Origin of the sequence: Serratia sp. MMO-28 (assembly GCF_037199905.1) — a bacterium.
GTDB lineage: Bacteria > Pseudomonadota > Gammaproteobacteria > Enterobacterales > Enterobacteriaceae > Chania > Chania oryzae.
This window is the reverse complement of sequence record NZ_JBBCVB010000022.1, coordinates 94,013-104,344: the sequence shown is the minus strand read 5'-3', so window position 1 is coordinate 104,344 and position 10,332 is coordinate 94,013. Positions and strand designations below refer to the sequence as shown.

Annotated in this window: 11 protein-coding genes and 1 pseudogene; 3 read left to right on the top strand and 9 right to left on the bottom strand. The window is 53.8% G+C overall.

What is annotated here, in order from left to right; translation table 11 throughout:
• Positions 1-295: 295 nt before the first annotated feature.
• The 4 genes from WG891_RS19045 to aroL all read right to left on the bottom strand — a co-directional run bounded on the left by WG891_RS19045 (position 296) and on the right by aroL (position 4,692).
• Positions 296-1,225: a DUF1177 domain-containing protein gene (locus tag WG891_RS19045; RefSeq protein ID WP_337264067.1), complete on the bottom strand. Its 930-nt coding sequence runs from the start codon at positions 1,223-1,225 to the stop codon at positions 296-298.
• 45 nt (positions 1,226-1,270) lie between these two features.
• A complete protein-coding gene (locus WG891_RS19040; RefSeq protein WP_337264068.1) occupies positions 1,271-2,839 on the bottom strand; it encodes an OPT/YSL family transporter in 1,569 nt (522 codons plus the stop codon).
• A gap of 213 nt (positions 2,840-3,052) precedes the next feature.
• A complete protein-coding gene (locus WG891_RS19035) occupies positions 3,053-3,826 on the bottom strand; it encodes an IclR family transcriptional regulator (RefSeq protein WP_337264153.1) in 774 nt (257 codons plus the stop codon).
• A 341-nt stretch (positions 3,827-4,167) separates the two neighbouring features.
• Complete coding sequence (aroL, locus tag WG891_RS19030; protein WP_337264069.1) at positions 4,168-4,692, bottom strand: shikimate kinase AroL; 525 nt, start codon at positions 4,690-4,692, stop codon at positions 4,168-4,170.
• 342 nt (positions 4,693-5,034) lie between these two features.
• Between aroL and WG891_RS19025 the strand changes: the two genes are divergently transcribed.
• A complete protein-coding gene (locus tag WG891_RS19025; RefSeq protein WP_337264070.1) occupies positions 5,035-5,496 on the top strand; it encodes a GNAT family N-acetyltransferase in 462 nt (153 codons plus the stop codon).
• A gap of 132 nt (positions 5,497-5,628) precedes the next feature.
• Here WG891_RS19025 and WG891_RS19020 read toward each other — a convergent pair whose 3' ends face one another.
• Entirely contained in the window at positions 5,629-5,910 is a 282-nt protein-coding gene (locus tag WG891_RS19020; protein ID WP_337264071.1) for a DUF1471 domain-containing protein, read from the bottom strand.
• Positions 5,911-6,594: 684 nt separating this feature from the next.
• Here WG891_RS19020 and WG891_RS19015 point away from each other — a divergent pair.
• Positions 6,595-6,783 (top strand): annotated as a pseudogene (locus WG891_RS19015) (aquaporin); the annotation flags it as partial.
• A 39-nt stretch (positions 6,784-6,822) separates the two neighbouring features.
• On the opposite strand, the gene WG891_RS19010 reads toward WG891_RS19015, so the two are convergent.
• Positions 6,823-7,593, bottom strand: coding sequence for a class I SAM-dependent methyltransferase (locus WG891_RS19010; RefSeq protein WP_337264072.1), 771 nt, complete (start codon positions 7,591-7,593; stop codon positions 6,823-6,825).
• A 106-nt stretch (positions 7,594-7,699) separates the two neighbouring features.
• Between WG891_RS19010 and WG891_RS19005 the strand changes: the two genes are divergently transcribed.
• Positions 7,700-8,485 (top strand): helix-turn-helix transcriptional regulator, encoded by a 786-nt coding sequence (locus WG891_RS19005; RefSeq protein WP_337264073.1) that lies wholly within the window; start codon positions 7,700-7,702, stop codon positions 8,483-8,485.
• A gap of 144 nt (positions 8,486-8,629) precedes the next feature.
• On the opposite strand, the gene WG891_RS19000 is transcribed toward WG891_RS19005, so the two are convergent.
• The 3 genes from WG891_RS19000 to WG891_RS18990 form a co-directional block, all read right to left on the bottom strand.
• Positions 8,630-8,884 carry an ABC transporter ATP-binding protein gene (locus tag WG891_RS19000; protein WP_337264074.1) on the bottom strand — a complete coding sequence of 85 codons (255 nt, stop codon included), beginning with the start codon at positions 8,882-8,884 and terminating at the stop codon, positions 8,630-8,632.
• A gap of 166 nt (positions 8,885-9,050) precedes the next feature.
• Positions 9,051-9,434, bottom strand: coding sequence for a VOC family protein (locus WG891_RS18995; RefSeq protein ID WP_337264075.1), 384 nt, complete (start codon positions 9,432-9,434; stop codon positions 9,051-9,053).
• A gap of 2 nt (positions 9,435-9,436) precedes the next feature.
• The gene (locus tag WG891_RS18990; protein ID WP_337264076.1) at positions 9,437-10,219 is read right to left on the bottom strand and encodes a DeoR/GlpR family DNA-binding transcription regulator; all 783 of its coding nucleotides are present in this window, start codon (positions 10,217-10,219) and stop codon (positions 9,437-9,439) included.
• Between the last annotated feature and the right edge of the window lie 113 nt (positions 10,220-10,332).

Sequence of the window (10,332 nt, the reverse complement as noted above, 5' to 3'; positions counted from 1 at the left end):
CTCCCACGGGCTTGGTGTCCCAGAGGGCGTACGTGCTGCCACGCCGGGTAAGAACACGGTACAACCTATCTTTTTACATCAACTACAAACATACAAGGGTTAGGGTGAGGGGATGAACACCGCACTACAAGCCCCCGGCCCTCTCCCACGGGGAGAGGGGGCAGCTCCTTTAGCATTTCACACGATTATGCAGTTTTGCGTTTAGCTGACAAGCATTAGGCCAGAAGGCCCCAAACGGTTAACAGTATTCAATGAAAAACAGGTTCAGAGGACAGATATTTCTCAAGCATTAACCTTATTGCCGCTGCTGCAGATGGCTCATACTGCCATACAGCGCCAGCAACTGGGCATATTCAGCCGCGTCATAAAAACTGCAGGTGCCGCGGCCAAACTCTTTCGCCACTTCTACGGCAAATTTCACCGTCAATGCAATGTCCACTTCATGGCTAGCCCCGGTACCGCAGCCCGGCACCACCGATTCCGTGCAGATCGCCACGCCAACCACCGGTGCCTTGGTGGCCGTTGAGGGTTGCAGAATACTGTTGAGGTGATGCACACCATTGCCGTAAGGGGTAATGTCCTGCGTGGTGATCGGAAATGTTACTGCCGCACGGCCGCTGGTCATCTCCATAATACGCAGCAAATCTTCCGCTACCCGCAGGATGTAGCCTTCTTTCACCGTCGGCGACAGCGCATAACCCTTATGATTGATGATCCTGTTACCTTTGGTGGTATCAATCGACAAAACAGCATCCGCTTCCGGCACCACTTCATTATCATTCATCGTAACGTCGTCGATCGGCGAATCCATAAAGTCCACAGGATCGTGCGGGCGCGTGGGGGCGTTCGGGCAAATATGGGTGGTAATAATCACGTCTCCCGGCAGCACGTCGCCTTTGCGCTGCATTTCTGCCAGCTTCAGGGCGCAGGCTATCGCGGCAATGGCGCCATCGCCATCAGAAACCAGCCCGATGCGCGTCGGGCGTGCGCCAATGCCCCCCAGGCGGCCAATGATCCCCAACGTCGGCGCGCTGCCGCCCACGCTTTTACCCGCGCTGCCAGCGATCTCAATACGGACAAAATCGGTTGATCCTTTTGTACCCGTGGCGCGCTGGGTACTGGCTTTGACCGCCGGATATGATGCGAATAAATCAACGACATCCTGGCCGCTCACATAGGCGTTGTCGATTAACTCAAAAACCTGCAGCGTTTGTTGCAAACTCATGTCCTATACCTCGCAAATTTTGTCTGGTGTATTCATGCCCCAGCGTTATTTCCCTTTACTGGAAAAAATGGAATTGAAAAAGTTGTACAACGCGTCACCGGCAATAAACCCGGCCGCCATGATCTCCATCGGGGTGCGGCCTTGATCCCCCCAGCGCTTGATGATCAGGATACGCAACGTAATGCCGACCACCACCGCCCACCCTGCCAACGGGTTGTTAATCAGTAAACCGGTGGCCAGCAACACCCCAAGCTGGCGTTTTGGCCCACCGATAAACTGCACGATGGCCCCTGGAATGGCCCAGATCAGCAGGTTGAAGGCGATGCCCGGTTGCGCTCCGGCCTCAATGGTCTTGGCATACACACGCGCCACCGGTGGCACCAGATCCTGCAGGAAATAGCTGGTGTAAGAGAAATAAACTACCGGAATGGCGATCACAAAAGCGATCATCGCGGCAATCAGCTGAATGCGGCGCCCCAGCAGTTCCTGCTGCAAATCCTTGCCGTAACCACGCAGGATAAAGCCCGCTTTCAGGTCAAACCCCATATCAGCAAATGCGGGCCCCGTAGCGGCGGTAAAACCGGTGAGAATACACAGCGCCAACGGTGGGAAGCCGAGCAGAATACCGATAATCAAGGTGATCAGCGCCACGGCAAAGGCCGGGAACCAACCGGAATGCATTGCCGCGATCCCGACGATCAGCTCATGCACGAAGGCGGCAAAAGCGGCATAAATTACAAACAACAGCAGCATGGTCAACGACATTTCACTGTACAGCCCCCCCGCCAGCGCCAGCAGTGCGGCGATCGCCACATAGCCCGCAGCCCCTAACCCCAGCGCTCTACGCACTTCGCTGTCGGGCTGCGTATGGGTGGAAGCGTTATCCGCATTCTTGTTGCGGATCACCTGAACCACCTGAATCAGCGCCACCAGGCCTGCGCCAACCATCACACCGTGCGGAATATACTGCGCATTGAGATCCACCCCCGTCAGCGGTTGGCCGTAGGCGCGCAGCAACAGGCCTATGCCGAACATGCTCAGCGCCCAGATGTTGCCAATAAACGCAGTACCAAAAGCCGCCATCGGGATTTTAAGCATCGAACCGGCGACCCCAATCACCACGCCCACCACCAGCAGCCAGGCCTGCTTACCACCGCGATCGCCAGCTTTGATCGCCTCTGCGGCGGCCACGCCCGGTGGCCAGGCATTGGCCGCCGGAAACACTTTGGTGTCAAACAGGCGATACAGCAGGTAGGCATCCAGCAACATCGCGGCAGCCACGCCGCAGAACATCGGCATAATCAGTTGGGGCTGCCCCATCACATAAGGAACGGCAATCGGCATCAGCAAACTGTTGGCGGCACCAAAGGTGGCAGAAGAAATCACCGTTTGTGCCAGGTTCTGGGTATGTATTGAGCGGTAACGCTGGAACATCTGCAGCGGAATACGCGCCAGCAACATGGCGAACAGCGCACCAATAATCGAGGTATTGGGCGTCACCCCCAGAGTGGTGATCAGCTGCACCCCGATAATGGCCCCGATGACCGACAACAGCACCATCACCAGCAGCGTGCCGATATCTTTTAACGGATTAATGCTTGTCTCTGGTTTCATAAACAGTTGTCCCTGAATATTCCTGTTTTTTGGCAAAAATAATATTTCAGGTATCAAGCGCCGCTGCAGTTCCATTATTTGGAACTTACAGTGAAATGGTTTATTTATTGCCTGCCTTGGTCTGATTTAATTACAACCCGGCAATTAAATCGTCTGTAAATACCCCTGGTGTTGAAACACAAATTAATTCAACCGTAACGCTGTTTTATAAACCTATACCACCTGTTGCCAGTACTCATCACCAAGCCTTACTGCCAGTTGCCGGGAAACCGCCAGCAATGCCTCAAGAACCTGAGGTAAGTATGGCTGTTCTTCGCTCTGTGAGGGGAAGGATAAGCATAACCCCACCGTCTCATTGCGGTGTTTATTGGTTACTGACGTTGCCAAAGAACTGATCCCCGGCAGCGTTTCGTTACGCGCCAATGACCAGCCCTGCTGCCTCACCTGGGCCAATTTTTGCAGTAGCGCATCCAACGTCTGCGGTGAGTTGGCCGCAGTGGCCTGATAGCCTGCGGCAAAACGTTCACACACCTGTTCATCACTTTCGCGTGCCAGCATCGCCCGCCCCACCGAGGTTTCTGCTGCTGGAGAACAAACGCCTACCGGTGTGACCACCTGCAGGAAATGGCGGCCAGGGAAGGTGCGCATCACCCGGCTCTCGCGCCCTTCCAGCATCGCAATATAACCGGTGCAAAAGGTCAGTTGGTTGAGCTGAGTCATTAGCACCGAGGCGCTTTCCACCAGCGGCGTTGACAGATAATGGCTGGCAACCGAAAGCAGTAGATGCCCAATCTTATACAGGCGGCTTTCGGGATCGCGCTCCAACATCCCTTGGCCTTCCATGGTTTGCAACAGGCGCGAAACCGTGCTTTTTGGTAACCCAAGTTGCTCGACCACATCACTGAATGAAATTCCCGGCTGGCCGTGAGTCATACGCCGCTGAGAAAATAGCTTTAACACCGCTGAGGCATTCTCTAATGTGGTCATCATGCACCTTGTTCCATTATATGGAACTAAGTTCCTAATCGATATTTAGAAACTAAAACCCACAGCACTGAGCGTCAAGGTATTTATTTCCCACCGCCACAAGCAACCTCAGTAAATAATTCTTCACTCAAGAAAATACGACACAGAACGCAAAGTGATTACCAATTAAACTTTGCAGATGTCCGCTTGCGAATATAAATATCAGCACAAAATGCTAATACAGATCGTTACGTCAGAAATGATCAAAAGGTGAACAATGGGGGCGAATGAGAGGAACATATAACGCTTGGGAATAGGCCAAGGTAAAAACGGGGCCACCCAAAAGGTGCCCCAGAGGAAGTTTATCTCACCGTTTCACAGTGCAAAGCCGCGAGGATTTGTTCAACCACCTGGGCCGGAGGAAGGGTTCCATCCATCACATAATGCGCGGTTTCCTGGTACAGCGCCTCGCGCGCCGCCAGCACTTCCAGCATTTCTTCGGCGATCGGGCGGCCTGTTAATGTCGGGCGCTGCGCATCTTGTGGATAGTCTTCCAACCGACGTGCCAACACGCTGGCAGGTGCGCGCAGATAAATCACCGTTCCCTGCTGGCGCATAAACCGACGGTTCTCTTCCGCCAGGATCATACCCCCCCCCGTGGCAATCAGGGTTGACGGCTGAGTCACCTCTTGCAAAGCCAGGGATTCACGACGGCGGAACCCTAACCACCCTTCTTGCGCCACCATTTCCGCCACGCTCATGTGCGCAGCCTGCTGCATAAACAAATCGGTATCAATGAACTGATAACCCAGGGCCTGCGCTAACGCGCTCCCCACCGTGGTTTTACCGGCTCCGCGCGCGCCTACCATAAAAATGGTTTGTGTCATTACGGGTTGTCCCTTGTGCAGTAGCTTGTAGGCATTGGTTTGCCAGCAGGATGTCTGGCAGGCAGATCGAACGATAGCTGCTGCATCATACCGCCCCCACTCTGTATTTCAATCTTTACGACGGTGTAAATTTTACAGCGCAGCGGCTACCCGCCACAACCACCGTCAACCTGGCCCGCAATCGTTCCCCTGTAAGGCCAGAGCGCGCCATTTAAGCAGACTTTCCCGCTAGCAGGAACCCTTGTGACTCTGAGTCCCCCCGCAGTGCAGAGAGAGCGCCGACAAAAGCGTTCGCTAACAGCAGAAAAAACAGGCTACATTGAGCGAATAAGGGAGGGATAAATGGCACGACAAATTGTTCCGTTAACCGAATACCCACAATTGGCCGACGTATGCGCCGCCTGGGCCTTCGGCCAGTGGGGCTCACAACGCGGTGGTTCGCTGGAGCGCACCCGCCAGCGTTTTACTCTGTGCAGCAAACCCAGCGATGACTACCTGACGTTGATGATGATAGACGGCGATCGCCCCTTGGGCATGGCCAGCCTGTGGCCGAGTGACGATCATCACCGAAAGGATCTTTCCCCCTGGTTAGCGGGCGTTTTTGTGCATCCAGACCACCGGCGGCAGGGTATCGCTCAGCAGTTGGAGCAAGCCATTGTCTTGATTGCGCAACAGCGTGGTTACTCCGTTCTGCATTTGATTACCGATCGTTCAGAAAAGCTGTATGCCGCTTGGGGTTGGCAAACCATCGAACAACGTCATCAGCATGGCGAACAGGTGGTGGTGATGGAGAAACGGCTCTGATTAGAACCGGCAAGGGTATAAAGGCTGCAATAATAATCGACCAATAACCCTCATTGGCATTACTGGTCAGATTATCATCCGCAGCCGTCTATTATATTCGCCAATATAGCGAGCCGAACTGCTGGTGTATTATTACCGGTAGATTTCTGCATTACCGCGCCAATCGCTGGAATCCCCTGGGTTATCCAGGCCAATAATCCGATAGTGGGTTGCACCATCTTGCACGGCTTTCTGTTTTAAAGCGTTGACAGCATCATCGGGTGAGCCGCTGATGCCAGAAACCGAAATAACCCCCATGCTTTGCATAGTGCTGGCTTGGGCACTGTCGACCTGTTTAGCGGACATCCCCGCTGCCAGCGTTGAGAATGAAGCGGTAGCGATCAGTGTGGCTGCGATGCAAGGTAATAGTTTCATGATTGACTCCGTTGTTTTGCGTGTTAACTCGTTCTCAGTGCTGTTAATTATTGGCCAGCCAATGAAAACGGACGTCATCCAATGTAAAGAAACTCAATCATTGTGAGTAAAACAAGGAGGAAGGGAGAAAAATTATTTCCTGATAGCGCCAAACTTTATTTATAGTAAAATTTTATGCCTTATTTTATGGAAATAAAAACTTATTTAATTGGCCAGAGAATAGCGCTTTCATTTTTAAGCAATTTTAACTCCACTTTACAGTGCACATTGGCAACTTTCACCCAGAAGACATGCTGATGCCACCAGTGAGTTGCTCAGTTGTGTTCTAACAGTTGCTTTCCGTGTTTGCCATGACGCCACTCTCTGAGCCTCTGCCCCCTGACAGGCACTGCAGCAATCAAGCTGCTCCGGCGATACATCTCTATCCCCATCATACTTCATGTTACTTGGGTATTAGCTGCACACGTTCACCTTGGTCATTATAGTTCGCTATGCTCCCAGGGATTGAGATGTTTACCGCTTACAAGCAACTCGAATTATTTCAGGTACATGCTCTTCACTTTTTGCGTCGCAGGAATACCGGTTACATTCACAAGCCTGACGCGCTTACTCAAGTAAGTTTATTCGGCAGTGTTTATTTACCGCTTGCAGGCATTTGCTCAGTCAGGAACCCTGCAATAACAAATTGCAGCAGGCGCGGTGCCCTATTTAGTGGCCAGCGGTAAAACCGGTTTTGCTGCCAATGGCTACGGGGAACATTCACCAGATGGATATTCCCTGCAAGCGGTTATCGTCATTGAGTTAGTTCTGATCGCATTCTTACTGATTGTTATTCATGGTGCGACAGACAAGCGTGCACCGGCAGGGAGTGCTCTTTTCAGGGCAGCTCACACCGGGCTGCCCTGCGGCCCTTTACCCCTTGGTAACCTCAAACATCATAATATCGCTGGTGAACGAACCGTCGGCCTGAATGGCAAAATGTTGGCGCACATCTTCTGCCGCCCCTTGCTGCAGGGCGCGAATGGCAATGACAAAATGCTCAGGGGTACGCATCCGCGCCACCCAACTGCTGAATTCCAACTCCAGGCGATCCGCCGTCACCTCTCGAACCAGCAACCCAGCTTCAGTGAACATCCCCAACCATTCGCCAGGAGCATAGTTACGCACATGTGACGTATCACGCAGCACCTCAACGGTTTGCAGATAAATATCCAACAGAGGATGGCCCGGTGAAACGACATCCATGAAAATGGCACGGCCACCGGGTTTCAATACCCGTTTCACCTCGCGCAGTGCCTGGCCCACATCGTGCCAGTGATGCGCCGAGTAACGGCTGATCACCACATCAAAGCTGGCGTCATCAAACGGCAACCGCTCCGCTACGCCTTGTTGCACCTGTACATTACCCAACCCTTTCTCTGCGGCAGCTTTGCCAACCACGTCCAGCATCTGCGCGGACAGATCGTAAGCCACTACCTGCGCCACCCGTGCTGCAGCAGTAAAGCTGGCATGCCCTGCCCCACACCCCACATCAAGCAACCGTGCTTCACTGCTGCCTTCCAGCAATTGCGCCAAACGTTGCAGATCTTTGCCCTGTGCATGTACCGCACTGGTTAAATAGGCGTGAGCCTGTTCGCCGAACTGACGTTCGACCGCGTTTTTGTGGCTGTCGCTAATGCTCATCTCTACTCCCGTTATGGTATGTGCCGGATGGTTTTCAGCGACTATAATTAACTTGCTATACGGGTACAATATGAGCACTTATCCTAGTATCAACAGGTACCACCCTATGGAATCAGACGCTTTATCCGGCCCCAAAGCCCTCGGCGCCTTTCTGCGCGCACACCGGGAGCGGGTAACGCCAGAAATGCTGGGCCTGCCCACGGCTCCGCGCCGCCGCACCAGCGGTTTACGCCGTGAGGAACTGGCGCAAATCAGCGGCATCAGCGCAACCTGGTATACCTGGATCGAACAAGGGCGGGAGGTTTCTATTTCGCCCTACACGCTGGCGCGGATTGCCAAAGCGCTGCGCCTCGGCCATGCCGAACGTCATTACCTGTTTACGCTGGCGCGCATCGCCGACCCGGAGTTGGAACAATTACAGGAAACGGTTAACGCTACCGTGCTGCAAAGCGTGCATCAGATGAGAGTACCCTGTTACCTGCTCGATCTGACCTGGAATATGATGGCCTGGAATCAGCAGGCAGAAACGCTGTTCAGCGGCTGGCTGAATCAGGCCAAAACCCCGAACCTGTTACATTTTATGTTCTTCCACCCGCAGGCCAGGACACTGGTCAGCAATTGGGAAGATCGCGCGCGACGAGTGGTGGCCGAGTTCCGCGCCGAAACCAGCCATCATCAGGGAACCGAAGAAATACGCGCCTTTGTACGCAATATGACGCACAACAGCGAAGCCTTTCATCATTGGTGGAAACAGCAGGACGTGATGGCACGCGAAGGCGGGGAACGCACCTTTACCCACCCGCAGCAGGGGGAGTTGCATTATCAGCAGGTCACGTTCTACCCTGCCGAGCACCACGGGTTGAAGCTGGTCATGTTAATGCCTTTGCCGTAACTGGTAACAAATTCATATACCCTTCATACTTCAAGTTGCATGTGCGTTGGCTTTGTTACTCGGCCCATCCCCCCTTCGGGGCCGCTGCAACTCGAATTATTTTGGGTATATCTCCCAAGTGAAGCCAGGCGGTGGCGCCGCTGTTTAGGGGGTTTCACTATCGCTGATTTTTGCCAGCGCCATGCGGTAAGCTTTCACCTTCTTGCGTTTCTTCAACCAGGTTGCGGCTGAAACAACAAAAATGGCCCCGGACATGGTCAATACCCCGGCGGGGTGGCCATAAAACACCATCAAAATAAAGTAAACGGCTGAAACAATCGCCACCCATTTCGCCGCATTCCCTACGGCATTTTTTTCGTGGGTTAAACGGCGGATCGACTCTTCTTCGCTGATTCCCATATGCCCTCCTTGTGGCTGAATGCTCCATTATATGTAATAGGAGTGCTGAGATTTCAATCGATTACACGGTAAAGAAGCGTAAATATCAACGAATCACATTATCGCCCCCAGCACATTGCGCACAACTCAGTGCAAGTAGCTGTTTACCGTACTTGAAAAGACGGTATCAGCCGGTGATCTCAATGGCATTGCCATCAGGATCGCGAATAATCGCCTCATAGAAGCCGTCGCCGGTCCAGCGCGGTGCAGCCTGCAGAATACCGTCCTGTTTTGCCCGCTGTGCCAGTTCGTCTACCCGCGCCTCGCTGCCCAATGACAGGGCGATGTGCGCCCAGCCGATCCGCTCCTCCCCTTGCTTGCCCGGCAGCAAACCAGGAACCTTCATGATTTCCAGCGCTGGCCCGTCAGCCAGGTGAACAAAACGCGAAACAAACCCAGGGCGGTTGTGGCTCACGTACTCCTCGCCCGCAACACCGTTAAAATAGCGCTGCCAGAAGGCAACCTGCGCCTCTATATCCTGCGTCCATATGGCGACATGAGCTATTTTCATCGTCATTCTCCGTGAGGTTGAGGGATGGAAAGCAGGTTACCGCCGCTGAGCGTCACCTGCTGTTCAAGTTCTGGATGTGCGCCGCGCACCGTCACCAGGTTGTCGACCCGGCTGGCGGGCAGGAAGCCATAGGGAGCATAAGTATTGAGTTTGTCGCGGGTGCACAGCACGCTCACGTTGCCGCTGCGCGCCAGCACCTGCCGTTTAAACTGCGCCTCCTGGTAATGCAGCGCAGAGAAACCGCTCGCCGCCTCATACGCACAGACGCCGATAAAGGTGATATCGAAATGAAATGTGCCGATCTCCGTCACCGCTTTGGCGTCAACGCACCCCCCGACATTCGCATCAATTTCACCGCCGATCAGAATCGTGCGCAGCCCCGGTCTTTCCAACAACCGGCTGGCGATGCTCAGCGCATTGGTGACCACGGTGAGTTGCTGGTTGCGCGGCAACAGATCGGCCAGATAGAGATGAGTACTGCCGGCATCGAGAAAAATCACCTGCCCATGGCTAATCAGCGCCTGGGCGGCCTGCGCCAGCAGCTGCTTTTCATCACTGCTCAACGCTAGGCGATCGACGATCTGCCCGCTGGCTGGCGTGGGCACCAGCGCTCCACCATAAATCCGCTTGCACAGCTTCTGCGCGGCCAACTGACGTAAATCGCGGCGAATGGTGGCTTCGGTGGTGTTCAGTTGTACAGCCATTTCGGCTGCCAACACCCGCCCCTGCCGTTGTAGAGCATTGAGAATGGCTTGATGGCGTTCGTTTGGCAGCAATTTGGCCATGATGACTACCCAGTGGCGATAGAATGATCACAAATGTACACAAACGTAAAAAATCGTACAATTGTTTTGTCAAAAACTCCCGCAACTCATTTAGGCTGGCAGGATGTTGGCTA